We start from the raw sequence: 24,183 nt of genomic DNA, 5'->3' as shown, positions 1-24,183 counted from the left end.
GGCTCAGGGGAGGATCGAGTCGACGTAGCCGCCGTCGACGCGCAGGGCGCCGCCCGTGGTCGCCGAGGCCTGCTCCGAGGCGAGGTAGACGACCATGTGGGCGATCTCCTCCGGCTCGATCAGCCGCTGGAGCAGGGACTGCGGCCGGTGCAGCCGCATGAAGGCGCGCTGGGCCTCGTCCCACGGCAGGTCGCGGTCGACGAGCTGGTAGACGAAGTCCTCGACGCCGCCGGTGTGGGTCGGGCCCACGATGACCGAGTTCACTGTGACGCCGGTGCCGGCCGCCTGCTTGGCGAAGCCCCGGCTCACGGCGAGCAGGGCGGTCTTGGACATGCCGTAGTGGATCATCTCGTCGGGGATGACGACCGCCGAGTCGCTGGCGATGTACTGGACGCGCCCCCAGCCGCGCTCGGTCATGCCGGGCAGCACCAGCCGGGTGAGGCGCACCGCCGACAGGACGTTGACGTCGAAGTAGCGGCGCCACTCCTCGTCGCTGATCTCCAGGGGGTCGGCGGACTCGAAGACGCCGAGGTTGTTGACGAGGATGTCGACCTGCCCGAGCGTCTCCACCGCCTGCCGTGCGCCCTCGTCGGTGGTGACGTCGGCGGCGACGGGCACGAGGTCGGCGCCGGGCACCTCGTCCCGCATCCGGTCCACCGCTTCCCGGACCCGGCCGGGCGAGCGGCCGTTGACGCCCACCCGGGCGCCGGACCCGGCCAGACCCGCGGCGATCGCGGCGCCGATGCCCTGTGTGGAGCCGGTGACCAGAGCGGTGCGGCCCAACAGATCGATCTGCATACCGTGTCGGTCCTTTCGGTACAGGGGTGATCGGGTACCCGGGGGCGGCTCCCGGGCACTCCAGTCATACGGAAGGCACTCCAGTCATACAGAAGACGGCGCACCGGGGCGCCGCTACGCGCCGGGAGCCGGACCCCGCGATCCGGGCACGGGAACCCCGTGACAGCGTGGGTGAACAAGCGCTTAGATAGTGCTCGGTCCGTCCGCCCCACGCCGCCGTCCTGGAGGCCCCGTTGTTCACATCCGTCGACGATGTCTCCGCACGCCTGGCCGGGACCGGCTACCTCGCCTCCCCCGCCGTCGCCACGACCGTCTTCCTCGCCGCCCGGCTCGGCAAACCGCTCCTGGTGGAGGGCCCGGCCGGCGTCGGCAAGACGGAACTCGCCAAGGCCGTCGCCACGGTGGCCGGGGCACGGCTCGTCCGCCTCCAGTGCTACGAGGGCGTCGACGAGTCCCGCGCCCTGTACGAGTGGAACCACGCCAAGCAGCTCCTGCGCATCAGCGCCGGCCGTGACGAGACGTGGGACGAGGCCCGAACGGACATCTTCAGCGAGGAGTTCCTGCTCACCCGGCCGCTGCTGACCGCGATCCGGGGCGACGATCCCAAGGTGCTGCTGATCGACGAGACCGACAAGGCGGACGTCGAGGTGGAGGGCCTGCTGCTGGAGGTGCTCAGCGACTTCCAGGTGACCGTCCCCGAACTGGGCACGATCACCGCGACGCGGCGCCCCTTCGTCGTCCTCACCTCCAACGCGAGCCGGGAGTTGTCCGAGGCGCTGCGCCGGCGCTGTCTCTTCCTGCACATCGGCTTCCCGGACGAGGAGCTGGAGCGCCGGATCGTCCGGCTGAAGGTGCCCGGCCTGGACGAGGCGCTGGCCCGCTCGGTCGTGCGGGTCGTGGGCGCGCTGCGGGCGATGGACCTGCGCAAGGTGCCGTCGGTCGCCGAGACCGTCGACTGGGCGCACACCCTGCTCGCCCTCGGCGCCGGATCCCTCGACGAGACCGTCGTGCGGGCCACGCTCGGGGTACTGCTCAAGCACCAGGACGACGTCCTCAAGGCCTCGGCCAAGCTCGACCTGGACGCCCTGTGACCACGTCGGCGGGCGTCGCCGAGCGGCTGACGTCCCTGGTCGGGGCGCTGCGGGCGCACGGCATGCGGATCGGCACCGGCGAGAGCGTCGACGCGGCGCGGGCGGTCGCGGAACTCGGTCTCGCGGACCGGGAACTGCTGCGTGAGGGGCTCGCGGCGACCCTGCTGCACGGGGCCGGGCAGCGGCAGGTGTTCGACCCCGTCTTCGACCTGTACTTCCCGAGCGGTGTGGGTGGCCCGGAGCAGCGGGCGGCCGGACGGGAGGACCTGCGGGACCGGCTGGCCGACGCCCTGACCGCCGACGACCGGGCGATGCTGGCCCGGCTGGCGATCGAGGCGGTCGACGGTTTCGGCGGCTACGGTTCCTCGCCGGAGTCGGACGGCTGGTCGTCGTACCAGACGCTCGAACGGCTGCGGCCGCAGACGCTGCTGGCCCGGGTGCGCGACAACGTCCGCGGGCAGGGCGGGAGCCGGGGTTTCACGGACCGCTTGCTGGAGGACGAGATCCGGCGGCGCATCGACGTCTTCCGCGCTCTGGTGGCGGCTCAGGCCCGGCGGCGGGTCGCCGAGCGGCGCGGCCGGGACGAGATCGCCCGGCGGGCGGTGGCCCCGACCGCCGACCGGGTCGACTTCCTGTTCGCCGGGCAGGACCGGCTGGCCGAGCTGCGCAGGACGGTCCAGCCGCTGGCCCGCAAGCTCGCGACCCGGCTGGCCGCCCGGCGCCGTCGCGCCTCGCGGGGCACGATCGATCTGCGGCGGACCCTGCGCGGTTCGCTGTCGACGGGCGGGGTGCCGATGAGGCCGGTGCTGCGCCGACGGCGCCCGGCCCGTCCCGAACTGGTGCTGCTGTGCGATGTGTCGGGGTCCGTCTCCGGTTTCTCCGACTTCACGATGCTGCTGGTGCAGGCGCTGCACGACCAGTTCAGCAAGGTGCGGGTGTTCGCCTTCGTCAACCGGGTCGACGAGGTGACCGGGCTGCTGGAGCGCGGCCGGGCCGACCCGGAGGGGCTGAGCGGCCGTATCCAGGGCGAGGCGGCGGTCACCGGCTACCACGGCAGCAGTGACTACGGCATGGCGCTGGGCGAGTTCGCGGAGCGGTACGCGGACGCGGTCGGTTCGCGTACGACCGTGTTCGTACTGGGTGACGCGCGCACGAACCGGAGTGACCCGAACCTGCCCGCCGTGCGGCAGATCGCCGAACGCGCCCGCCGTGTCCACTGGCTGAACCCGGAGCAGCGCTCCCGCTGGGGCACGGGCGATTCCGTCGCGCCCGCCTACGCCGAGCTGGTCGCGATGCACGAGTGCCGCAACGTCCGGCAGTTGAGCGCGCTGGTGGCACGGCTGCTGCCGGTGTGATCAGGCGGGAGTCGCTACTCCTGCCTCCCGTACTCCTTCGCCGTCTGGCCCTCGAAGTCGTAGACCACGACCTGCTCGTCGCCCACGACCCAGGCGTCGTGACCGGGTGAGACGACGAAGACGTCGCCGGGTCCGACCTCGGTCTCCCCGCCGTCGTCCATGAGGATGTGCATACGGCCCTGGACCATGCAGCAGTAGTGGTGCATCTGGCAGGTCGCGGTGCCCGCGATCGGGCCCAAGCACTCCGTCCAGCGCCAGCCGGGCTCGAAGGTGGCCACGGCGAAGTCGAGTTCCGTCATGTGCACGGCTTCGAGGTGACCGCGGGGGAAATCACGCCGCTCATCGGGCTTGTCGAGCGTCTTCACTTCCAGCATGACGCGCTCCCTTCCGGCCGCGACGCCCCGCGGCCGGGGCCGGCCCTCCCCGGCGGCCCTGGACACCGCCGTCGGCGACCGGCTGCCTACCACTCAATCGTCCGCCCTGCCACCCGGGCCCGCCATTCGGGGACGGCGCGCTCAGCCACCGCTGCCGCACAGCTCGGCGAAGCGCCCGGTGTCGATGTTGCCGCCGGAGACGATCACGCCGACGCGCGGTGGCAGGGGGCCCGCCCGGCCCGTGAGCAGGGCGGCCAGCGGGGTGGCGCCGCTCGGCTCGACGACGATCTTCAGGCGTTCGAAGGCGAACCGCATGGCGTCGCGGATCTCGTCGTCGGTGACCAGGACGACGTCGTCGAGGAGTCGTTGGTTGACCGAGAAGGTCAGCTCGCCGGGTGTGTGCAGTGCCTGGCCGTCGGCGATGGTGTGCGGGACGGCGATGCTGACGCGCCGGCCGGCCTCCAGCGAGCGCTTGGTGTCGTCCCCGGCCTGCGGCTCGACGCCGATGGTGCGGATGCCGGGGTGCAGGCCCTTGGCCACCGTGGCGCTGCCGGCCATCAGCCCGCCGCCGCCGACCGGCGCCAGCAACGCACCCAGCTCCCCGGTCTCCTCCAGGAGTTCGAGGGCGGCGGTGCCCTGTCCCGCCATCACGTGCGGGTGTTCGTACGGCGGGATGAGGGCGAGGCCGCGCTCGGCGGCGAGAGCCTCGGCGATGGCGACGCGGTCGCCGGTGTAGCGGTCGTAGGTGACGATCTCGGCGCCGTAGCCGGCGGTGGCGGCCCGCTTCGACGGCGGGGCGTCCTGCGGCATCACGATGACCGCGGTGGTGCCCAGCTCACGGGCGGCCAGGGCGACGGCCTGGGCGTGGTTGCCGGAGGAGTAGGCGGCGATCCCGCGGGACAGCTGCTCGGGCGTGAGACGGGAGGCGGCGTGGTAGGCGCCGCGGAACTTGAAGGCGCCCACGCGCTGGAAGTTCTCGCACTTGAGGTGGACTTCGGCGCCGGTGAGGGCGTCGAGGGTGCGGGAGCGCAGCACGGGGGTGCGGTGGGCGACCCCCTCGATGCGGGCGGCGGCGTCGCGGACGTCGTCGAGGGTGACCGGTGGGGTGGTGGTCGTCACGCGGGTCCTCCGGTGGAAGTGTCGTGGGCGGCCCGGGCCCGGGACAGGTAGTTGTAGGCGGAGGCGCGGGAGATGCCGAGCCGGGCGGCGACCTGTTCGACGGCACCGCGCACGGCGAAGACACCGCGGGTGTCCAGGCCGCCGAACAGCTCCAGGCGCTCCGCGCGGTCGAGCTCCGCCCAGCTGCCGCGCTGCTTCGACTGGTGGACGTCGACGAGGGCGTCGACCACGGCGTCGATGTCGTTGCCGAAGGTCGTGGTCGGCAGCTCCGCCGGGGCGGTGCCGAGTCCGGCGAGGGCACCGAGCAGGCTGTGGACCTGGGTGACGGCGCCGACGTCCACGTTGACGCAGAGGGCGCCGAACACGGCTCCGGTGGAGTCCCGCAGCACCATCGTGGAGGACTTCACCAGTGTCCCGCCGCGGGTGCGGGTGACGTAGTTCAGTTCGTCCTCCGCCGCGTCGCCGCGGGCGAGGACGCGCATGCCGATCTCGCTCATCGCGCCACCGACCACGCGCCCGGTCAGTGACCCGGCCACGGCGGCCACCGACTCCTCGGGGGTGCGGTAGTCGTGCAGCACGACCTCGCACACCGGCCCGAAGGTCGCGGCGATTCCCGCCACGACCGGCTTCAGCGCGGCGAGGATCGCGTCCCGCTCGGCATCCGGCCCACCGCTCATCACTCCCCCTCTCGACTCCCCTCACTTTAGACCACAAGTCCAGCTCTTGGATAGACAGTCCAATGGATTCTCAATAGTTGGCAATGGTTTTCACATACCTTGGGCTCGAATCCGCTTCTGACATTCATTCCCACTTAGCGTGATGCCTGCCGATCACCCCCCTGCACGTCCGCCCTGGAGGCACCATGTCCCTGTCCACGCCCCGCCGTATCGCGCTGCTGACCAGCGCGTCACTGGCCCTGCTCGCAGGCTGCGGCAGCTCGTCGGACCCGGCGGACGGCAAGAGCGCGCCCGCCCGCGTGGCGGTGGTCGCCTCCACCGACGTCTACGGCGACATCGCCCGGCGCATCGGCGGCGACCGGGTCGACGTCACGTCGGTCATCAGCGACCCCGGCCAGGACCCGCACTCCTACGAAGCCGACCCCCAGAACCAGCTGGCGCTGTCCAGGGCGAAGGTCGTCATCGAGAACGGCGGCGGCTACGACGACTTCGTCGACCGCATGCTGGCGAGCGGGCACAACGACTCCGCCGATGTGATCAACGCGGTCGACGTGTCCGGCAGAACCGCGCCCGAGGGCGGGGAACTCAACGAGCACGTCTGGTACGACTTCCCCACCGTCGCCAAGGTTGCCGACCGCATCCGCGCCGCACTCGCCAAGGCCGACCCGAGCGGCGCGGGCGCCTTCACGAAGAACACCACCGCCTTCAAGGCGAAGCTCGCACCGCTGCGGGCCGAGGAGGCGCGGATCAAGAAGGCGCACGGCGGCGAGGGAGTCGCCATCACCGAACCGGTACCGCTCTACATGCTCGAGGCGAGCGGCCTGGTGAACGAAACGCCCGCGAAGTTCAGCGAGGCCGTCGAGGAGGGCGACGACGTCCCCCCGCGCGTCCTGGCGGAGAACCTCGCGCTGTTCAGCGGCAAGAAGGTGAAGGCCCTCGTCTACAACGAGCAGACCTCCGGTCCGCAGACCGAGAAGGCCGAGGCGGCGGCCAAGGCCGCCGGCATCCCCGTGGTGCCCGTGACGGAGACCCTGCCCAAGGGCGAGGACTACCTCGGCTGGATGACCGCCAACCTCGACGCGCTCGCGAGCGCGCTGGCCAAGTGACCCCGATATCCGGGCAGGACGGCACGCCTGTCGTCTCACTGCGCGCGGCCGCCCTGTCCTACGGAGACCGCGAGGTGTGGAGCGGTCTCGATCTCGACGTACGGCCCGGCGAGTTCCTCGCCGTGCTGGGCCCGAACGGTGCGGGCAAGACCAGTTTCGTCCGGGCCCTGCTGGGCCGAAGGCCGCTGTCCGGCGGCACCCTGACGGTGCTCGGCGGCCCCGCGCGCGAGGCCGCCCGGCACCTCGGGTACGTCCCGCAGCAGGCGGCGCTGTCCGCGCAGACCATGCTGCGCGCCCGCGACCTCGTCCGGTTCGGCATCGACGGCCACCGCTTCGGGCCGCGGCTGCGCACCGGCGGGATCCGCCGCCGGGTGGACGAGATCCTGGAGTCGGTCGGCGCCTCGGCCTACGCCGACGTGCCGCTCGGAATGCTCTCCGGCGGGGAGCGGCAGCGTGTGCGCATCGGGCAGGCCCTGGCGACCGACCCCCGACTGCTGCTGTGCGACGAGCCGTTGCTCTCGCTGGACCTGCACCACCAGCGGGCGGTCACCGAGCTGATCGACGCCCGGCGCCGCTCGCACGGCACGGCGGTGGTGTTCGTGACGCACGAGATCAACCCGGTGCTGGGCCTGGCCGACCGGGTGCTCTACCTGGCCCGCGGCGGCCACCGGGTCGGCGCCCCCGACGAGGTGCTGACCTCCGAGGCGCTGTCCCGCCTCTACGGCACCCGGGTCGACGTGGTGCGCGTCCGGGGCCGGGTGATCGTCGCGGGAGCGCCCGACGAGACGGCCACCCCACCGCACCACCCCGGGCAGCCCCACGAGCCGGACGGGGTACGCGCATGACACTCGCCGACGGAGTCTGGCACCAGATCTTCGACTTCACCGACTACGGCCAGCTCCTCGTCCTGGTCCGCAACTCGCTCGTCGCCGGTGCCGCACTCGGCCTGGTGGGCGGGCTGGCCGGGGTGTTCGTCCTGATGCGGGACCTGCCGTTCGCGGTGCACGGCATCAGCGAACTGTCCTTCGCCGGGGCCTCGGCGGCGCTGCTGCTGGACGCGAACGTGGTGGCGGGCTCCCTCGCCGGTTCCCTCCTCGCGGCCGGAGCCATCGGTGTCCTCGGGGCACGCGCGCGGGACCGCAACTCGGTGATCGGCATCATCATGCCGTTCGGCCTGGGACTCGGTGTGCTCTTCCTCGCCCTCTACAAGGGCCGGGCGGCCAACAAGTTCGGGCTGCTCACCGGGCAGATCGTGGCCGTGGACACCCCGCAGATGTCGTGGCTGCTCGGCACGTCCGTGGTGGTGCTGGCCGCGCTGGCGGTGATGTGGCGCCCGCTCGCCTTCGCCAGCGCGGATCCGGACGTGGCCGAGGCCCGCGGGGTGCCGGTGCGGGCGCTGTCCTTCGCGTTCATGCTGGTGCTCGGGCTCGCGGTCGCCCTGTCGGTGCAGATCGTCGGCGCGCTGCTGGTGCTCTCCCTGGTCGTCACCCCGGCCGCGGCGGCCGCCCGCGTCACCGCGTCGCCGGTCCTGCTGCCCGTGCTCAGCGTGCTGTTCGCCGTCACCTCCATCGAGGGCGGCATCCTGCTCGCTCTGGGCGGCGCCATCCCCATCAGCCCCTACGTCACGACGATCTCCTTCACGATCTACGCGGTGTGCCGGGGAGTCGGGCGGTTCACCGTTCGAAGACGACCTGCCCGTCGAAGACCGTGAGGTCCACCCGCACCCGGGTGATGTCGTGCGGGTCGAGGTCCAGCAACGGCCGGTCCAGGACGCACAGATCAGCCGCCCGGCCCGGGGCGAGGGTGCCCTTCCAGTCGTCGGCGAAGTCCTGCCAGGCGGCGTTCGCGGTATAGGCCCGCAGCGCGTCGGCGAGGGGCACGCACTGTTCGGGGCCGCTGGGACGGCCGCTGGCCTTGGACTCGCGCAGCATCATGGAAGCCACGCCCTGGCGCCAGTCGGGCTCGGTGATGGGGGCGTCGGAGCTGGCGCAGACCCGCACCCCGGCGTCCAGCGCGGAGCGCACCGGCCACTGGTAGGCGGAGCGTTCGGGGCCGACGACCTCGTCCATCAGGTCGGAGATGGTCCACTTGATGGCCGGGTTCATGTTGACGCCGTAGCCGTGCGCGGCGAGTTTCGCCAGGCTGCCGGGGCTGATGAAGTCGCCGTGGATGACGTAGTGGCGGGCGTCGGGCCGGGGCGCGGCCGTGTTCGCCGCGAGGAAGGCGTCCACCACGAGGTCGATCGCCCGGTCGCCGGTGACGTGCACGCCGAGCTGGTATCCGGCCTCGTGGCCGAGCCTGATCATCTCGCGCAGTTCGTGCACCTGGAGCGCGGGGGTGTCGCCGTGCACGCACAGGGCGCCGTGGCCGCCGTCCGGGTACGGCTCGTTCATCCACGCGGTGCGGTTGGGCGGCACCCCGTCGGCGAAGATCTTGACGCCGATGGCCCGCAGCAGCCGGGGGTCCGCCGACTCGGGGCGGCGCGGCTCGGCCAGACCCTTGCGGACGTCGTCGGCGCAGCCGCCCATCGGCGCGGGCAGGAGCAGGACGCTGACCCGGGCCTGGAGTTCGCCGCTCGCGGCGAGGTCGGCGTAGGCGGTCCAGTTGTCGGTGCTCAGACCGCCGAAGAGGGAACCGGCCCCGCCGGGGCCGAGGCCGGGCTCGGTGTAGCTGGTGATGCCCCGGGAGTGCAGCTCGCGGATCACCCCCTGGATGGCCTGGCGGCGCTGTGCGGGTGTCGGGGCGGGGAGTTCGGCCTGGACGAGCCGGCCGGCGGACTCGCGCAGGATGCCGGTCGGCCGGCCGTCGGGGTCGTGGTCGATGACGCCACCGGGCGGGGCCGGGGTGTCCGCGTCGATGCCGCAGCGGCGCAGGGCCTCGGAGTTGACCCACACCATGTGCGAGGAGAAGTCGGTCAGGCAGACCGGGTGGTCGGGCGCCACCGCGTCCAGGTCCCGCCGGTGCGGGAAGCGCCCCGGGTCGGCCAGGCACTCGGCGAGGTATCCGGCGTCCCAGCCCAGACCGATGATCCACTCCCCCGCGGGTGCCCGGTCCGCCTCCCGGCCGACCGCCGCGGCGATGTCGGCGAGGGACCGCACCGCCGGATGGCCGACGTCGAGGGCGAACGGCGGTTTCGTCATGCCGTAGGCGGCGCCGTGCAGATGCGAGTCGTTGATGCCGGGCAGCACGGTCCGGCCGCCCAGCTCCACGATCCGGGTGCCGGGCCCGGCCAGCGCGCGCATCTCCGCGTCGGTGCCGACGGCCAGGATGTCCCGGCCGCGCACGGCGACGCCCTCGGCGACGGTGAACCCGGCGTCGACGGTGAGGACCTGACCGCCGGTCAGGACGAGGGTGGGAGCGGTGTCGCTCACGGACGACCTCATTTCAGGTGACCTCATTTCAAGGGGAGGGTTCGGTCAGCGCCCGGTGCGCGGGGCGATGTACGCCAGGGCCGCGCCGGCCACCAGCGCGGTGCCCTGGGCCATCTGCTGCCAGAACGTCGGCACGTTCAGCAGCGTCAGGCCGTTCTGCAGGCCGCCGAGGAAGAGCACGCCGAGCAGGACGCCGAGGATGGAGCCGGAACCGCCGGTGAGGGCGACGCCGCCGAGCAGCACCGCGGTGAGCACGGTCAGTTCGAACCCGGCGCCGGAGGTGCCGGCCACCGCGCTGTCCAGTACCGACGCCTTGATGGCTCCGGCCAGGGCGGCGGCCACGCCGGTGGCGACGAACAGCGCGAACGGGGTGCGGCGGACGCGGATGCCGGAGAGGTGAGCGGCCTCCCGGTTGACGCCGATGGCGAAGACGTGCCGGCCGGCCGGGGTGAGCGCGAGGAAGGCGGCGCCCGCGGCCAGCACGAGTGCCGCGATGACGACGGGCGCGGCGATCCCGGCGAGACGGGCCCCGCCGATCCAGGCGAAGCCGGGGCCGAAGCCGCTCAGCGGCAGCGGGAACAGCTGCTGCGCCAGGCCGCGTACGGCGGTCAGCATGCCCAGGGTGACGATGAACGCGGACAGGCCCAAGTAGCAGCACAGGACGCCGTTGACCGCCCCGACCAGCGCCCCGGCGGCGAGCGCCCCGAGCAGGGCGACGGCGGGCGACTGGTGGTGCTGCCCCGCCAGCCAGCCCCCGACCAGCCCGCCGAGGGCGAGCGTGGAGCCGACCGACAGATCGAGGTGGCCGCTGATGACGAGCAGGGCCAGCGGGACGGCGACGATGGCGAGGGTGGCGGCGTCGGTGGCGATGCCACTGAGGTTCGCCGGGGCCAGGAAGCTGCCCGTGGTCAGCTGGAAGACCAGCACCATCGCGACGAGCACGACGAGGAGCGGGTGACGGCGTACGGCGGCGAGCCCGCCCGTGGTGATCGGGCGGGGCCGCGGGAGGGCCGGGTCGGCGGTGGTCATGCTGCTCCTTCGGCGGTCTGGGGGTCGTGAACGGCCGACAGCAGGGCCTGTTCGGTGAGTTCGGCGCCGCGGAGTTCGCCGGTGATCCGGCCCCCGGCGACGATCAGGCAGCGGTCGGCGAGCGCCACGATCTCCTCGGGGTCGCTGGAGGCGAACAGCACGGCGGTGCCGCGTTCCTCGGTGAGGGCGGTCACCACGCGGTAGATCTCCTGCCGGGCTCCGACGTCGACGCCCTGTGTCGGTTCGTCCAGCAGCAGCACGTCCACGTGCCGGGCCTCGTTGATCCACCGTCCGAGGACGAGCTTTTGCTGGTTGCCGCCGGAGAACGCGCCCGCGGGCAGCCGGGGCAGCGCCGGACGCAGCCCGACCGCGTCGGCCAGCGTGCCGAACACCCGCCGCTCGGCGCGCAGCGCCCGCACCCCGAGCCGGGACAGCGGCCGGATGGAGGGAAGCAGGGCGTTGTCCTGCGCGGTCATCGAGGGGAACAGACCCTGGGCCCGCCGGTCCGCCGGTACGAGCGCGATCCCGGCGGCGAGGGCGTCGGCGGGGCGGGCGGGGATGACGGTGCGGTCGCCGACGCGGATCGTGCCTTCGGTGGCGCGGCGCCTGCCGTAGAGGGTCTCCAGGATGCGGGTGCGGCCGGAGCCGATGAGCCCGAACAGACCGACGCGTTCGCCTTCGGCGACGCGGAAGCCGACGGGTCCGAAGCCGGGACCGCGCAGGCCCTCGGCGACGAGCCGGGGCGGAGCGGGAGAGGTGCGGGGGCGGCCGGGCGTGCGCTGCGGTGGGGAGCCGGCGGATGGCGGGGACACCGCCGCAGGCTGCCGCCGACTGGCCGAATCGCCGCCCGGACCGGCGGCGGACCCACGGGCCGGCCGTCCCGCGACCGCCTCCACCAGTTCCCGTCGCGTCTGCCCCGACACGGTGGCGTGGTGGGCCACCCGCCCGTCCCGCAGCACGGTGACCTCGTCGGCGAGCCGTTCCACCTCGCCCAGGAGGTGGGTGACGTAGACGATGGCGAGGCCCTGGGTTCGCAGGTCCTCGACGCGTCGGGCGAGGGCGTCGGTCTCGGCTCCGGACAGGGCTGCGGTCGGTTCGTCGAGGACCAGGACGGCGGCGCTGCGGCTGAGGGCCTTGGCGATCTCCACCAACTGGCGCTGGCCCATGGGCAGATCACCCACCCGGTCGCGTGGGGAGCACGTCGCCGCCACCCGCTCCAGCAGGCCGGCGGTGACCTCCTCCTGGGCGCGCCGGTCGATCCGGCCGTGCCGGGTCCACTCCTGGCCGAGGAAGACGTTCTCCGCCACGGTCAGAGCGTCGACCACGCTGAGCGTCTGGAAGATGATCGCCACGCCGGACGCGATGGACTCACGCGGGGTGAGCCGGGTGTACGACGTCCCGCCGACCTCGATGGTGCCGGCGTCGGGCGGGTAGGCGCCGCCCAGGCACTTGATGAGGGTGGACTTGCCGGCGCCGTTGTGGCCGAGCAGGGCGTGCACCTGTCCGGCGGGCACGGTGAGGTCGACACCGTCGAGGGCCCTGACGCCGCCGAAGGACTTCGTCAGGCCGCTGATGCGCAGGTCGGTGGTGGTCATGGCGCCCGCCCTACGCGTTCTGGGCGAGCAGGGCGTCGATCCGGGCGGTGTCGTCACGCCGGACGAGCGTGATCGGCACCTCGGCGCTCGGGTTGGCCTTTCCGGCGGCGACCGCGCGCGGCACATCGACGATGGCGGCGGCGATGTCCTTCGGCGCGAGGGCGGCGGAGGCGCGGTAGAACGTGCCCTGCTTGACGGCGAGGAGGGATGGCGCGGAGCCGTCCTGGCCGCCGACGAAGGTCTTGGTGTCGTCCTTCGCCCGGCCCGCCTGCTGGAGCGCCTTGAACCCGCCGTACGCGGCGGCGTCCGTGACGCCGAGGACGAGGTTGAGGTCGGGGTGCTTGGCGAGGATCGCCTTGGTTCTCGCCAGGCCCGTGTCCGGGTCGATGGCCTGCTCCCGCGCCACCACGTCGACGCCGGGCGCGGCCTTGGTGAAGGCGTCGATCATGCCCTTGGTGCGTTCGCGGCCCAGCTCGATGGTGCTGTCCGTCAGGAAGGCGATCTTGCCCTTGCCGCCGAGGTGCTCCTGGGCCCACTTCGCCGCCGCCGCGCCGAGCAGGGTGCCGCCCTCGCGGAAGCTGAACCGGATGTCGGCGCTCTCGTGCTCCAGGGTGCCGCCGTAGGTCACCCAGATCAGCCCCGCGTCGAGGGCCGCCCGGGCGAGGGGTTCGGCGGCCTCGAAGACCATGGGGAAGGAGACGATCGCCGGGACCTTGCGGGCGACCCAGGTGGTGAGGTTGGTGGCCTGGGTGTCGGCGACGGCGTTGTCGCTGGTGGTGAGCAGGGAGATGCCGTGCCGCCGCGCCCGGGCGGTGGAGAGCTTGACCAGGGTCGAGTAGAGCGGGAGCTGGGTGAAGGGGTAGTCGAGGCCGATCTTCGTCAGGGGGCTGCCGCCGGACCGCGAGGGCCGGGCCGAGGCGGCCGTGTTCTCCGGCGCCGAGCAACCGGCGGCGGCCAGCGCGGTGGCGGCGGACAGGGCGAGGAAGTGTCTGCGCGAGGCGGTGTGCGGAGCTGGGGTCATGGCGGGGGCTCTCCGAGGGGCGGGCCCGGCTTGGGCGGGCGTCCGGCTGTGGCGAACAGGAAAGACCCGCGGGGGCCCGGCGCACCATCCGTACAAATACCGACCCCGGGTACGGCCGGGCTCGGTGCGTGCCTTGCCGGGCACGGACCGGAGCCCTATCGTTAGACCCCAAACGACCATGCTGCCCGAGCCGTCCGGAGGCTCGTCATGACCAGCCACCACCAGATCGCAGCGGCCGCCCGCATCGGCATGCTCACCCGCGAGCGCGACACCGCCTCGGCCTCCGCGCAGGCCCTGCGCGAACTCGCCCGCGCACTGCCCCTGGACGCGGCGACCCTGCTCACGATCGACCCGTTGTCCGGCTCGCACGTCCAGATCGCGAGCATCGGCTACACGGCCGCGGCCTCGCAGGCCCTGGCCGGGGAGTTCGTCGCCACCCCGTGGTACCGCAACGTCGTGCGGCGGGAGCTGCCGCCGTCCATCTCGGAGGACGCGGAGGACTCCGCGGACGCCGGTCCGCGCTTCCGGCACGGCTGGTTCTACGCCGAGCGGGTCCGGCCGGCCGGGTTCCGGGACGGCGTCACCGGGGCGCTGCGGCACCGGGGCCGGCTGGTGGGCCTGGTCCACCTCTCCACCGAGCGCGCGAACGCCTACGACACCGACGCGCGGCGGCTGCTGGCCTCCGTGATCCCGGCCCTGGCCGCCTTCGCCGACCCGCTGGCGCACGCCGGTGACCTGCACGGCCTGGCGGGCGAGGACGCGGCGTGCCTGGTCACCGGTGACGGCCGCGTCCTGGACCTGCCCGGTCGTGACCGCCCCGGAGTCGTGCGGGAGGAGGGCGGCTTCGGCGCGCTGCTGCAGGCCTTCACCGGCACGGGCGGGCAGCGGCTGCGGCTGCTGTGGCCGGCCGGCGGGGGCTGGCGCCGGGTCGTCCTGCACCGGCATCCGGCCGGTCCCGGCCTGGCGGCGGACGCGGTGCTGGTGCACGAGACGCCCACGGAGCTGCCGTACGGGCTGAGCCCCCGGGAGCTGGAGGTGCTCACCCGGGCGGCGACGGGGCAGACCAACCAGGCCATCGCACAGGCGCTGTTCCTGTCCCCGCGGACCGTGCACAGCCATGTCGAGCATCTGCTGCGCAAGACCGGCTGCGCCTCCCGGGCCGAGGCCACGGCGCTCGCGGTGCGGGACGGGGTGCTGCGGCCGGACCCGGATCATCTCGCCCGGTTCGTCGAGCGCTGATCCGGGCCCGGGCGGTCAGGACGTCAGCGCCTCGACGCGCCGCACGACCTCACGGCAGAACTCCCCGACGCCGTCGGGGTCGTCGATGAACTGGTTCGGCTTGACGCAGAACGTCGTGAAGCCCTGCTCCACCTGCTCGGGGATGACGGACAGCGCCGCGCCCAGGTCCGCCGGTGAGCGGTCGTCGGGAAAGACGGGTTGCGTGCCGCCGATCATCTCCAGGTCGGCGATGTCCCGCCCGGCCGCGGACATCGCCTCCCTGAGCCCTCGCAGGTCCTCGGGCGTGGGCCGGCCGAGCGGGTGGAAGCCGTGGCCGTACTGGACGAGGCGGCGCAGGACGGGGCCGTGCAGGCGCTGGCCGCCGAACCAGAGCCGGGGGCCGCCGGGGCGGTGGGCCTTGGGCTCGAAGTACACGTCCCGGAAGGGGTAGTGCGGCCCGTCGTGGGAGAACGGGGACGGCCCCCAGGCCTTCGCCCAGATCTCCAGGTGCTCGTCGAGGAGCCGTCCGCGCCGGGTGAAGGGCACGCCGAGGGCGTCGTACTCGTCCCGGCTCCAGCTGACCGTCGGCTGCACGACGAGTCGGCCCTCGCTGATCAGGTCGAGGGTGCCGAGCTCGCGGGCGAGCAGCAGGGGGTGGCGCAGCGGGGCGAGGACGGCCGCGGCGGCCAGGCGCAGCCGGGAGGTGACGGAGGCGATGGCGGCGAGCAGCAGCAGGGAGTGGGGCCAGGGGGTGTGCGGGTCCTGGTTGCCGGGGAGGGCGTAGTCGCGGGGGTTGCCCATGATGCCGTCGGCCGCCGCGTCGGGGCCGAGGACGATGTGCTCGCTGACCATGACGGCGTCGAATCCGGCGTCCTCGGCCTCGCGGGCCCAGCGGACGGCGGCGGGCAGATCGGCCCGTCCGCCGGTGAGGGTCCAGTTCTCGCTGAGGACCAGGAGCATGCGGGGAGGGCTGGGCATGACGGGTCTTCCTTTCGACTTCGTACAATTTGAGTCCGAACGATCGGGCGGTGGGGTCGAGCCGTCCGTGTGTGACCAGACGAGGGAGCCAGCCGTGCCGGGGCACCGATCCATCACCGAAGCCGAAAAGCTCGCCGCGGCGAAACTCGGCGGCATCGCGATCCGCCGGGAGCAGATGGCGGCGGTGGCGAACATCTACCGGGCCGCGTCCGCGGTGCGCCAGCACCTGGAGAACTCGGTGCTGCGCGGTTCCGACCTGACCTGGACGGCCTTCGTGGTGCTGTGGGTGGTCTGGGTGTGGGGCGAGTCGGAGACCCGGCACGTGGCGGAGGAGGCGGGGATCTCCAAGGGCACGCTGACGGGTGTGGTGCGCACGCTGGAGTCCCGTGGTCTGCTGCGGCGGGACGGTCATCCGAGCGACGGGCGCCTGGTGCTGCTGAGCCTCTCCCCGCAGGGCGAGGAGTTCATGGCGCGGGTGTTCCCCGCGTTCAACGAGGAGGAGGCCTTCGTCACCGCCGGGCTCAGCGACGCCGAGTGCCGCCGCCTCGCCGAGGGGCTGCGCAGCGTGGTGCTCCAGGTGGAGGAGCACGGCGAGGAGCGGCGGCAGGCCCTCCTGGACGGCGCCGAGCCCGCCCCGCGGCGCAGCGGTCGGCGGCCCCGGGCCTGAGTCCCGCCGCGGCCTCACCGGCTCGCGGCCCGCACCAGCGCGTCGAACAGGCCCTGCTGGGCGGTCTCCTCGTGGGCGGTGTCCTCGGGGTGCCACTGCACGGCCGTGAACCAGCCGGTGGCGCCCGGGAGTTCGAGGGCCTCGACGGTGCCGTCGGCCGCCCGGGCCGTGACCCGCAGGCCCGGGCCGGGACGGTCGACGCGCTGGTGGTGGTAGCAGGAGGCGTCCACCTTCTCGGCGCCGGCGGCCCGGGCGACGAGCGAGCCGGGCTCCAGCGTGACGGGGTGCACGAGGTGCCGGTGCTCGCGCTCGGGTCCGCCCATGTCCTGCTCCAGGGTGCCGCCGAGGGCGACGTTGACGACCTGGAGGCCGCGGCAGACGGCGAGCAGCGGCAGCCCTGAGGCCAGGGCGTGCCGGGCCACGTCGAGGTCGAAGGTGTCCTGGAGGGTGTCGACGTCGTAGACGGTGTCGTGGATGTCGCCGGCGCCGTAGCGGGAGGGGGCGAGGTCGCCGCCGCCGGGGAGCAGGACGCCGTCGAAGCGGGCGAGCCGTGCGGCGGTGCCGGTGTCCGCCGGGTGGATGCCCGCCGGTTCGCCGCCCGCCCGCCAGACGGCCTCGATCAGGGCGCGGGCGTTGACCTCGGCGGCGTACCGCAGGGCGGAGGTCGTGGCCGAGAAGCGGGCGGGGATCGCGATCAGGGGGCGGGTCACAGCTGGATCCAGGTGGTCTTGAGCTCGGTGTACTTCTCCAGGGCGTGGGCGGACTTGTCGCGGCCGTTGCCGGACTGCTTCATGCCTCCGAAGGGCACGGTCAGATCGCCCTCCTCGTAGCAGTTGACCCAGACCGTGCCGGCCTTCAGCGCGCGGGAGACCCGGTGGGCGGTGGACAGGTCGGAGGTCCACAGGCCGGCGGCGAGGCCGTACTCGGTGGCGTTGGCCAGGCGGACCGCCTCGTCGAGGTCATCGAAGGCGAGCACGGACAGGACGGGGCCGAAGATCTCCTCCCGTGCCAGTCGTGAGGCCGGGTCCACACGGTCGAAGACGGTCGGCTCCAGGTAGGTGCCGCCCGTCTCGGCGAGGAGGCGGTCGCCGCCGGTGCGCAGCCGGGCGCCCTCGTCGACGCCGTGGCGGATGTGGTCGCGCACGCGGTCCAGGTGTGCCCGGCCGACCAGTGCGCCCATCTCCGTCTCCGGGTCGAGCGGGTCGCCGACCCGCAGTTCGCGGGCCCGCCGGACCACGGCCTCGGTGACCTGTTCGGCGATCGAGGAGTGCACGAGGAGCCGGGAGGGTGCCGTGCACATCTCGCCCTGGTTGAAGAAGACGCCCCAGGCGGCGGTGGCGGCGGCCCGGTCCAGGTCGGGGGCGTCGGGCAGGACGATGTTGGGCGACTTGCCGCCGAGCTCCAGCCAGACGCGCTTGAGGTTGGAGTCGGCGGCGTGGCGCAGGAAGTGGCGGCCGACGGCGGTGGAGCCGGTGAACGCGAGGACGTCGACGTCCGGGTGGCGGCCGAGGGCGGTGCCCGCCGCCGGGCCGTCGCCGGTGACGACGTTGAGCACGCCGGGCGGCAGGCCCGCCTCGGTGGCCATGCGCCCGAGGAGCAGGGCGGAGAGCGGGGAGTTCTCCGAGGGCTTGAGGACGACCGTGCAGCCGGCCGCGAGGGCCGGGGCGACCTTCCAGCCGGCCAGGGTCAGCGGGAAGTTCCAGGGGACCACCGCCCCGACCACCCCGGCGGGTTCCCTGGTGACCAGGGCGAGGGCGTCCGGGGCGGTGTGCGGGGACTCGTCGGTGAGCTTGTCCGCGAGCTGGCCGTACCAGCGGAAGGTGGTGACGAGCGCGCGCAGTTCGATGCCGTACGCGTCCGTGATCGGTTTGCCCATCTCCAGGCTGACCGTGAGGGCGAGTTCCTCGCGCCGCTCTTCGAAGAGGTCGGCGAGGCGGAGCAGGGCCCGGCCGCGCTCGGCGGGTGCCAGGCGCGGCCACGGGCCGGTGTCGAAGGCACGCCGGGCGGCGGCGACGGCCGCGTCCACCTCGGCGGCGCCGCCGTCCGCGACCTCGGCAACGACCCGGCCGTCGCGCGGGGAGACGACCGGGAACACCGCCCCCGCCCCGGACTCCTCGGCGCCGTCGATGTGATGACCACCGGAGAGCTGGAACGCCTTGGCGCGGCGCAGCCACTCGTCGTGGGGGACGGCGGGCATGAGGGATCCTCCTTTGGTCTCGAACGATGTGGGCGGGGCTGTCCGAGGCGGACGCGCTCGGGATCAGCCGTCGGCGGCCCTGCCCCGCACCCGTGCGGCGACCAGGCCGAGGGCCATGACGACCGGGACGGACAGCGTGAGCCACAGGGCGGTGGTGCGTTCGCCGCCGATGAGGGTGGTGAAGTTGGCCAGGATGAGCCAGATCGCGCCCGCGATGCCGAGCGCGCCCAGGGCTGGTGCGATCAGCGTGTTCCAGAGGCGGGCGTCGAGGCGGGCCCGGCGGAAGAAGACCACGACCGACACCGAGGTCAGCAGGTACAGCAGCATCATCGCCAGCACGGCGACGCCGCTGAACCATGAGAACAGGGTCAGCACCGGGTCCTTGCCGGCCAGGGCGAAGGGCGCCACCAGCAGCACGGCCACGACCGTCTGGACGCAGCCGGCGGTCCAGGGCGCGTGACGGCGGTTGAGCCGGCACAGCCGCAGCGGCAGCAGCCCGTCGCGGCCGAGGGAGAACAGATAGCGGTTGGCCGAGTTGTGGAAGGTGAGGATGCCGGCGAAGAGGGAGGTGGCGAGCAGGACCGGCAGCACGTCGCCGACCCAGCCGCCGAAGTCGGCCGCGATGGGCGCGAAGACGAACCCGGCGCCGTCGCCGCTCTCCAGGGCCTTGCCCGCGGCGGCGGTCGCCTTGGAGGCGCCGTAGGCGGAGATGAGCATCCAGGAGACCAGGGCGAAGAAGCCGGTGACGACGGCGACCGCGAGGTAGGTGGCCCGTGGCACGGTCTTCTTGGGTTCGCGGGCCTCCTCGCCGTAGATGGCGGTGGCCTCGAAGCCGAACATGGAGGCCACGGCGAACATCACGGCCACGCCCGGGGCGCCGTCCAGGGCGGCGGACGGGGAGAAGCTGCTCGCGAAGCCGAGCCCCTCGGGACCGCCGCCCTTGAAGAGGGTGACCATGGCGAAGACGGACAGGATGCTGAACTCCGCGAGGACGAACACGGCGAGGACCTTGGCGCCCATCTCGACCCCGGCCGCGCCGAGCGCCAGCACGACGGCCATGGTGGCCAGCGCCCAGACCCACCACGGCAGGTCGAGGCCGGTGTGGCTCGCGACCAGGCCGCTCACGATGGCGCCGTAGAGGCCGTACATCGCGGCCTGGATGGTGCAGTAGGCGAAGAGTGCGAGGCCCGCGCTGCCGGTGCCGGTGGTACGGCCCAGGCCCTTGCCGATGTAGGTGTAGAAGGCGCCCGCGTCGACCACATGGCGTCCCATGGCGACGAAGCCCACCGAGAACAGCAGGATCACCAGGCCCGCCACCAGGTAGGCGGCGGGGACACCGGGGCCGTTGCCGAGGGCCACGGCGATGGGGGAAGCGCCGGCGATGCCGGTGAGGGGGGCCTGGGCGGACAGGACGAAGAAGAGGATGCCCAGGACGCCGAGGGCGTTGGGCTTGAGCGTGCCTGCGGTGGGCGCGTCCGGTTCCGTCGTATGCCGGGAGACCGTCTGACTGTCCACTCGGATCACCTGCCAGAGGGGAGGAAGGATCGTTTCAGGCCAAACGAGTTGCCTCATCGTGGGGCGGAACTATCCGTTTGGCAAGGGGTGAGGGACGAGGAATCGCGCAGCGGCCGGCCCGTGGGGGGCGCTGGGCTCAGGTCTGGTCGCCGCGACGCTCGGCGAGCAGGCGCAGCACCGAGCGCAGCTCGTCCAGGGCCTCCTCGATGACCTCGCGCTCGCCGAAGACCAGCTGGTGCAGGACGAGGCCCTCCAGGGTGGCGAACACCATCCGGGACAGGCCCCGGTCGACCGGGCCCGGCAGCATCTGGGTGAGCTCGCGCCGGGTCGCGTCGAAGTACTCGTCGTACAGGGACCGCAGGTGGGCCAGTAGCTCGGGGCGGCGCCGTGCCTCCAGCAGCAGCTCGTACTGGAACGCCTGGAGGTCCGGTCCGGCCTCCACCATGTCCGTCAGGCCCACCGAGAAGTCGGCGACCTCGCCCGTGCCCGGTTCGAGGGCGCTGCTGCTCAGAGAGGAGCGGATGGCGTGGGCCACGGCCTCCTCGATCAGCGCGTCGCGCGAGCCGAAGTGGTGCACGACCAGGCCGTGGGTGACCCCTGCCTCCTCGGCGACGGCCCGGTAGGTGAGCCTGCGCAGCCCGCCCCGGGCCACGACCCGCACGGCGGCCTCCAGCAGGGCTTCACGGCCCGTGCCGTAGTTCACGCGCTTGCGGGGGCGGCGCCCGGCGGGCTCGGTCATGCCCGTGACCCTACCGCGGCGCTCGCACTCGGCGACGGGACGGCCGGGCCCCGCGTCAGCGGCGCGGGGGCCGGACGCCACGGAACTCCCAGTCGCCGCCGAGGGCGGTCGAGAGGACCTCCTCCGATTCCGTGGGCTGGGCGCCCACGTCCGTCCGGATCGCCGTCGGGCCGGTGACGATGTGGTTGGTGAGCCGTCCCAGCCCCTCGACCTCCACCTCCACGACGTCGCCCGGCCGGACGGGCCGCGAGTTGGCGGGGGTGCCGGACAGCAGGACGTCCCCGGGGTACAGGGTGATGGTGCGGGCGATGTCGGCGACGAGGTAGTGCATGTCCCAGGTCATCTCGTCGGTCGAGCCGTCCTGCACGACGTCCCCGTTGACGTACGTGCGCAGCCGCTTGCCGTGGAAGTCCCAGTCGGTGACCAGGCCGGGGCCGAGCGGGCACAGGGTGTCGGAGCCCTTCACCCGGAGCATCGAACCGGCGTCGGTGTCACGGAAGTCGTGCAGCCCGTAGTCGTTGGCGACGGTGTACCCGGCGATGTACTCCCCCGCGTCGGCCGGCGCGATGTTGCGCGCGGTCCTGCCGATGACGATGGCGACCTCGCCCTCGTAGTTGAGCCACTTGCAGCCCTCGGGGCGGACGATCGCGCCCCGGTGGGCGTTGAGGGAGGAGGTGGGCTTGTGGAAGTAGGTCGGCGTGCCGGGGAGCCCGATCCGGAACTCCTCGACCCGGCTGCGGTGGTTGAGGTGGACGGCGACGATCTTGGAAGGCACGACCGGGGGCAGGTGCTGGGCCGTCTCGGTCTTGACGCGGCGGCCGTCCCCGGCGACGAGTTCGTCACCGTCGACGGTGACCTGGACGGCGGCGCCGTCGAGGAGGATGCGGCGGTACTCAGGCATGGGTGGACTCCTGCGCGGGGGTGTGGTCTGCGGTCCAGCCGCCGGCGGGGCGCTCGAACCAGAGGTGGGCCTGGCCGGTGCCGACGGAGTTCTCGTACGCGCCGTACTGGCGGGCCCTGGCGGCACAGGCCCGCTCGCCGAGGGCGCCGGCCATCATCAGGTAGTGGAAGAACTTCGCCTCGGGCTTGTACCGCCAGAACTCGTCCATGGTGTCCAGGACCTTGTCGTGGCGGCCCTCCTTGAACCAGGCGATGCGTTCCTGGTCGGCCTCCCGGGCCTCGGGGGTGCGGATGTGCACCGGGTCGCTGGCCTCGTGGTCGCGCAGTTCGCGCAGCGGCCAGAAGGTGTGCGACAGGGCGCCTGAGGCGATGAGCAGCACCCGCCGCCCGGGGGTCGCGGCGATCCCGTCGGCCAGGGCCCGCCCGAGCCGCAGGTGGTCCTCCATGTCTCCGGTCTGGCAGACGCCGATGGTGACCCACCGCTTGTCGGGCAGCCCCTCCCCCAGGTACTTCCAGAGATTGAGGGTGGCGTAGTAGATCGGCAGGTACGCGTCGTCGATCGGTGTGATCCAGGTGCCGTGCTTGTCGGCGAACGAGGCGACGTGGTGAGCGAGTTCGGGGTCGCCGGGAAAGTCGTACGGCATCCTGCACATGCCGCGCGGCAGTTCCTCGGAGGTGAACAGCCCGGCCCTGCGCGACTGGGCGGTGACGACGAACTCGACGGTGGTCGCCCAGTGCGAGTCCAGGACGACGACGGTGTCGTAGTCGTCGCGCTCGAACACCTCCCGGCGCAGTTCGTGGAGCCCGGTGACGAGGGTGATCTCCTTGCCCTCGTTGAGCTCCAGTCGGTCGGCCTCGGGCAGCACGATGGTGGGCACGTGGGCGAGCAGCCCGGCCCCGACGATCTCACCCATGGTCCTGGCTCCATCCGTTCGGGGCGGTGACGGTGTTCTTCAGGTCGCAGTAGAAGTCGAAGCTCCAGGTGCCGCCCTCGCGGCCGACCCCGGAGTGGCGGGAACCGCCGAAGGGGGCCTGGAGGTCGCGGACGAAGAAGCAGTTGACCCAGACCGTGCCGGCGACGAGCTGCGCGGAGACGCGTTCGGCGCGCTCGGGGTCGCCGGTGGCGAGCGTGGCGGCCAGTCCGAAGCGGGTGTCGTTGGCCAGGCGTACGGCCTCGTCCTCGTCGGTGAAGGTCTGCAGGGTCAGGACCGGTCCGAAGACCTCCTCCTGCACGATCTCGGAGTCCTGGGCGACATCCGTGAGGAGCGTCGGCGCGTAGTACTGGCCGTCCCCGGGATGCCCGCCGATGACCGCACGGGCGCCGGCCGCGAGGGCCCGCTGCACGAACCCGTCGATCTTCTCCAGCTGGCGGGGGTGGATGTTGGGCCCGACGTCGGTGGCCTCGTCCCGCGGGTCGCCCTGCTTCAGCTGGGACGCCCTGTCGACAAAGCGCCGTGTGAACTCGTCCGCGACCGACTCCTCGACGAGGAAGCGGGTGGCGGCCAGACACACCTGCCCGGCGTTGTCGTACTGCTCCACCGCGAGGTCGACCGCGAGGTCCAGGTCCGCGTCGGCGAAGACCAACAGGGGGGATTTGCCGCCGAGTTCGAGGCTCAGCGGCGTGAGGTTCGCGGCGGCGGACGCGGCGATCCGCCGGGCCGTCGGCACCGACCCCGTGAAACTGATGCGGCGCACGTCGGGGTGGGAGGTGAGCGCGTCGCCGATCTCGGAGCCGTACCCCTGGACGACGTTGAGGACACCGGCGGGCAGTCCGGCCTCGGCGGCGATGTCGGCCAGCAGGGAGGCGGTCAGCGGCGACCACTCGGCGGGCTTGAGGACGACGGTGTCGCCGGCGGCGAGAGCGGGGGCGACCTTCCAGGTGGCCAGCATCAGGGGCGCGTTCCACGGCGTGATCAGCACGCAGGGCCCGGCCGGGTCCCAGCTGACGTGGTTGGTGTGCCCGCGTGTCTCGAAGTCCTCGTGGTCGAGCCGGAGCAGCCAGTCGGCGAAGAACCGGAAGTTGTGCGCGACGCGGGGCATGACGCCCCGCCGGTGGGAGCGCAGCAGCGCCCCGTTGTCCGTGGTCTCGACGATCGCCAGCTCTTCGATCCGCTTCTCGACCCCGTCGGCGATGGCGTGCAGGATACGGGCGCGTTCGGCCCGGGGGGGCGCCGCCCAGCCGGGAAACGCGTCCCGCGCGGCGGCGACAGCGGCCTCGGCCTCGACGGGCCCGCCGCGGGCGATCTCGCCGAGCGCGGTGCCGTCGATGGGCGAGTGATCGGTGAAAGTACTGGCGGAGGCGACGCGCCGGCCGCCGATCCAGTGCCGGGTATCAACAGAAACACCGGCAACCATGATGTTGTCAGACATAAGTAGGGTTCCGTTCAAGCGAGGGGAACTGCACTCACCAAGGGGCGCGGGGCTGTGCTCATA

The 24,183-nt window shown here is 73.0% G+C and carries 23 protein-coding genes; 7 read left to right on the top strand and 16 right to left on the bottom strand.

What is annotated here, in order from left to right; all coding sequences use genetic code 11:
• Positions 1-3 precede the first annotated feature (3 nt).
• On the bottom strand, positions 4-798 hold the full coding sequence (locus ACFZDE_RS34755) for an SDR family oxidoreductase (protein ID WP_391207174.1): 795 nt from the start codon (positions 796-798) through the stop codon (positions 4-6).
• Positions 799-1,031: 233 nt separating this feature from the next.
• On the opposite strand from ACFZDE_RS34755, the gene ACFZDE_RS34750 reads away from it, so the two are divergent.
• The gene (locus ACFZDE_RS34750; RefSeq protein WP_391207169.1) at positions 1,032-1,889 is read left to right on the top strand and encodes an AAA family ATPase; all 858 of its coding nucleotides are present in this window, start codon (positions 1,032-1,034) and stop codon (positions 1,887-1,889) included.
• Entirely contained in the window at positions 1,886-3,244 is a 1,359-nt protein-coding gene (locus ACFZDE_RS34745) for a VWA domain-containing protein (protein WP_391207166.1), read from the top strand. The genes ACFZDE_RS34750 and ACFZDE_RS34745 overlap by 4 nt, the downstream gene beginning before the upstream one ends.
• Positions 3,245-3,258: 14 nt before the next feature.
• On the opposite strand, the gene ACFZDE_RS34740 is transcribed toward ACFZDE_RS34745, so the two are convergent.
• From ACFZDE_RS34740 to ACFZDE_RS34730, 3 genes are all read right to left on the bottom strand, one after another.
• Complete coding sequence (locus tag ACFZDE_RS34740) at positions 3,259-3,618, bottom strand: cupin domain-containing protein (RefSeq protein WP_391207162.1); 360 nt, start codon at positions 3,616-3,618, stop codon at positions 3,259-3,261.
• 141 nt (positions 3,619-3,759) lie between these two features.
• The gene (locus ACFZDE_RS34735) at positions 3,760-4,737 is read right to left on the bottom strand and encodes a pyridoxal-phosphate dependent enzyme (protein WP_390999469.1); all 978 of its coding nucleotides are present in this window, start codon (positions 4,735-4,737) and stop codon (positions 3,760-3,762) included.
• A complete protein-coding gene (locus ACFZDE_RS34730; protein WP_390999473.1) occupies positions 4,734-5,414 on the bottom strand; it encodes a PAS domain-containing protein in 681 nt (226 codons plus the stop codon). The genes ACFZDE_RS34735 and ACFZDE_RS34730 overlap by 4 nt, the downstream gene beginning before the upstream one ends.
• A 185-nt stretch (positions 5,415-5,599) precedes the next feature.
• Between ACFZDE_RS34730 and ACFZDE_RS34725 the strand changes: the two genes are divergently transcribed.
• Genes ACFZDE_RS34725 through ACFZDE_RS34715 form a run of 3 tightly spaced genes read left to right on the top strand, consistent with a single transcriptional unit; the run spans position 5,600 to position 8,231 of the window.
• Complete coding sequence (locus ACFZDE_RS34725) at positions 5,600-6,520, top strand: metal ABC transporter solute-binding protein, Zn/Mn family (protein WP_391207159.1); 921 nt, start codon at positions 5,600-5,602, stop codon at positions 6,518-6,520.
• Positions 6,521-6,525: 5 nt separating this feature from the next.
• Complete coding sequence (locus tag ACFZDE_RS34720; protein WP_391207885.1) at positions 6,526-7,365, top strand: ATP-binding cassette domain-containing protein; 840 nt, start codon at positions 6,526-6,528, stop codon at positions 7,363-7,365.
• The gene (locus tag ACFZDE_RS34715; protein WP_391207156.1) at positions 7,362-8,231 is read left to right on the top strand and encodes a metal ABC transporter permease; all 870 of its coding nucleotides are present in this window, start codon (positions 7,362-7,364) and stop codon (positions 8,229-8,231) included. The genes ACFZDE_RS34720 and ACFZDE_RS34715 overlap by 4 nt, the downstream gene beginning before the upstream one ends.
• Here ACFZDE_RS34715 and ACFZDE_RS34710 read toward each other — a convergent pair.
• From ACFZDE_RS34710 to ACFZDE_RS34695, 4 genes are read right to left on the bottom strand one after another with little or no spacing between them, the layout of a single operon-like run.
• The gene (locus ACFZDE_RS34710) at positions 8,194-9,891 is read right to left on the bottom strand and encodes an amidohydrolase family protein (RefSeq protein ID WP_391207148.1); all 1,698 of its coding nucleotides are present in this window, start codon (positions 9,889-9,891) and stop codon (positions 8,194-8,196) included. The two genes, ACFZDE_RS34715 and ACFZDE_RS34710, sit on opposite strands and share 38 nt — an antisense overlap.
• Positions 9,892-9,936: 45 nt before the next feature.
• Positions 9,937-10,920: an ABC transporter permease gene (locus tag ACFZDE_RS34705; protein WP_391207145.1), complete on the bottom strand. Its 984-nt coding sequence runs from the start codon at positions 10,918-10,920 to the stop codon at positions 9,937-9,939.
• Positions 10,917-12,515 (bottom strand): ATP-binding cassette domain-containing protein, encoded by a 1,599-nt coding sequence (locus ACFZDE_RS34700; protein WP_391207142.1) that lies wholly within the window; start codon positions 12,513-12,515, stop codon positions 10,917-10,919. The genes ACFZDE_RS34705 and ACFZDE_RS34700 overlap by 4 nt, the downstream gene beginning before the upstream one ends.
• 10 nt (positions 12,516-12,525) lie before the next feature.
• Complete coding sequence (locus ACFZDE_RS34695; protein ID WP_391207139.1) at positions 12,526-13,536, bottom strand: substrate-binding domain-containing protein; 1,011 nt, start codon at positions 13,534-13,536, stop codon at positions 12,526-12,528.
• Positions 13,537-13,743: 207 nt separating this feature from the next.
• Between ACFZDE_RS34695 and ACFZDE_RS34690 the strand changes: the two genes are divergently transcribed.
• Positions 13,744-14,775, top strand: a complete 1,032-nt coding sequence (locus ACFZDE_RS34690) for a LuxR C-terminal-related transcriptional regulator (RefSeq protein ID WP_390999494.1) — start codon at positions 13,744-13,746, stop codon at positions 14,773-14,775.
• Between the two features lie 15 nt (positions 14,776-14,790).
• Here the strand turns inward: ACFZDE_RS34690 and ACFZDE_RS34685 are convergent, their stop codons facing one another.
• Entirely contained in the window at positions 14,791-15,732 is a 942-nt protein-coding gene (locus tag ACFZDE_RS34685; protein ID WP_390999497.1) for a TIGR03619 family F420-dependent LLM class oxidoreductase, read from the bottom strand.
• A gap of 94 nt (positions 15,733-15,826) precedes the next feature.
• On the opposite strand from ACFZDE_RS34685, the gene ACFZDE_RS34680 reads away from it, so the two are divergent.
• Complete coding sequence (locus tag ACFZDE_RS34680) at positions 15,827-16,399, top strand: MarR family transcriptional regulator (RefSeq protein ID WP_391207132.1); 573 nt, start codon at positions 15,827-15,829, stop codon at positions 16,397-16,399.
• 14 nt (positions 16,400-16,413) lie between these two features.
• Here the strand turns inward: ACFZDE_RS34680 and ACFZDE_RS34675 are convergent, their stop codons facing one another.
• From ACFZDE_RS34675 to ACFZDE_RS34645, 7 genes are all read right to left on the bottom strand, one after another.
• Complete coding sequence (locus tag ACFZDE_RS34675) at positions 16,414-17,109, bottom strand: gamma-glutamyl-gamma-aminobutyrate hydrolase family protein (protein WP_391207129.1); 696 nt, start codon at positions 17,107-17,109, stop codon at positions 16,414-16,416.
• A complete protein-coding gene (locus ACFZDE_RS34670; RefSeq protein WP_391207125.1) occupies positions 17,106-18,596 on the bottom strand; it encodes an aldehyde dehydrogenase family protein in 1,491 nt (496 codons plus the stop codon). Before ACFZDE_RS34670 ends, ACFZDE_RS34675 begins: the two co-directional genes overlap by 4 nt.
• 63 nt (positions 18,597-18,659) lie before the next feature.
• The gene (locus ACFZDE_RS34665; RefSeq protein ID WP_391207122.1) at positions 18,660-20,111 is read right to left on the bottom strand and encodes an amino acid permease; all 1,452 of its coding nucleotides are present in this window, start codon (positions 20,109-20,111) and stop codon (positions 18,660-18,662) included.
• A gap of 136 nt (positions 20,112-20,247) precedes the next feature.
• Entirely contained in the window at positions 20,248-20,850 is a 603-nt protein-coding gene (locus tag ACFZDE_RS34660) for a TetR family transcriptional regulator (protein WP_390999511.1), read from the bottom strand.
• Between the two features lie 55 nt (positions 20,851-20,905).
• A complete protein-coding gene (locus ACFZDE_RS34655; RefSeq protein ID WP_390999514.1) occupies positions 20,906-21,751 on the bottom strand; it encodes a fumarylacetoacetate hydrolase family protein in 846 nt (281 codons plus the stop codon).
• A complete protein-coding gene (locus tag ACFZDE_RS34650; RefSeq protein WP_391207119.1) occupies positions 21,744-22,664 on the bottom strand; it encodes a 3,4-dihydroxyphenylacetate 2,3-dioxygenase in 921 nt (306 codons plus the stop codon). The genes ACFZDE_RS34655 and ACFZDE_RS34650 overlap by 8 nt, the downstream gene beginning before the upstream one ends.
• Complete coding sequence (locus ACFZDE_RS34645) at positions 22,657-24,120, bottom strand: aldehyde dehydrogenase family protein (protein ID WP_391207116.1); 1,464 nt, start codon at positions 24,118-24,120, stop codon at positions 22,657-22,659. The genes ACFZDE_RS34650 and ACFZDE_RS34645 overlap by 8 nt, the downstream gene beginning before the upstream one ends.
• Positions 24,121-24,183 lie beyond the last annotated feature (63 nt).

It is taken from the genome of Streptomyces sp. NPDC007929, assembly GCF_042959065.1.
In the GTDB taxonomy this organism is placed as follows: domain Bacteria; phylum Actinomycetota; class Actinomycetes; order Streptomycetales; family Streptomycetaceae; genus Streptomyces.
The sequence above is the reverse complement of the archived record's forward strand: the minus strand, read 5'-3'. Positions and strand labels throughout refer to the sequence as shown.

What these genes read in the sequence shown, in the direction of transcription:
- ACFZDE_RS34755 (WP_391207174.1), bottom strand. Translation starts at nt 798, where the DNA reads ATGCAGATCGATCTGTTGGGCCGCACCGCTCTGGTCACCGGCTCCACA.
- ACFZDE_RS34740 (WP_391207162.1), bottom strand. Translation starts at nt 3,618, where the DNA reads ATGCTGGAAGTGAAGACGCTCGACAAGCCCGATGAGCGGCGTGATTTC.
- ACFZDE_RS34730 (WP_390999473.1), bottom strand. Translation starts at nt 5,414, where the DNA reads ATGAGCGGTGGGCCGGATGCCGAGCGGGACGCGATCCTCGCCGCGCTG.
- ACFZDE_RS34725 (WP_391207159.1), top strand. Translation starts at nt 5,600, where the DNA reads ATGTCCCTGTCCACGCCCCGCCGTATCGCGCTGCTGACCAGCGCGTCA.
- ACFZDE_RS34715 (WP_391207156.1), top strand. Translation starts at nt 7,362, where the DNA reads ATGACACTCGCCGACGGAGTCTGGCACCAGATCTTCGACTTCACCGAC.
- ACFZDE_RS34705 (WP_391207145.1), bottom strand. Translation starts at nt 10,920, where the DNA reads ATGACCACCGCCGACCCGGCCCTCCCGCGGCCCCGCCCGATCACCACG.
- ACFZDE_RS34700 (WP_391207142.1), bottom strand. Translation starts at nt 12,515, where the DNA reads ATGACCACCACCGACCTGCGCATCAGCGGCCTGACGAAGTCCTTCGGC.
- ACFZDE_RS34695 (WP_391207139.1), bottom strand. Translation starts at nt 13,536, where the DNA reads ATGACCCCAGCTCCGCACACCGCCTCGCGCAGACACTTCCTCGCCCTG.
- ACFZDE_RS34690 (WP_390999494.1), top strand. Translation starts at nt 13,744, where the DNA reads ATGACCAGCCACCACCAGATCGCAGCGGCCGCCCGCATCGGCATGCTC.
- ACFZDE_RS34685 (WP_390999497.1), bottom strand. Translation starts at nt 15,732, where the DNA reads ATGCCCAGCCCTCCCCGCATGCTCCTGGTCCTCAGCGAGAACTGGACC.
- ACFZDE_RS34670 (WP_391207125.1), bottom strand. Translation starts at nt 18,596, where the DNA reads ATGCCCGCCGTCCCCCACGACGAGTGGCTGCGCCGCGCCAAGGCGTTC.
- ACFZDE_RS34660 (WP_390999511.1), bottom strand. Translation starts at nt 20,850, where the DNA reads ATGACCGAGCCCGCCGGGCGCCGCCCCCGCAAGCGCGTGAACTACGGC.
- ACFZDE_RS34655 (WP_390999514.1), bottom strand. Translation starts at nt 21,751, where the DNA reads ATGCCTGAGTACCGCCGCATCCTCCTCGACGGCGCCGCCGTCCAGGTC.
- ACFZDE_RS34650 (WP_391207119.1), bottom strand. Translation starts at nt 22,664, where the DNA reads ATGGGTGAGATCGTCGGGGCCGGGCTGCTCGCCCACGTGCCCACCATC.
- ACFZDE_RS34645 (WP_391207116.1), bottom strand. Translation starts at nt 24,120, where the DNA reads ATGTCTGACAACATCATGGTTGCCGGTGTTTCTGTTGATACCCGGCAC.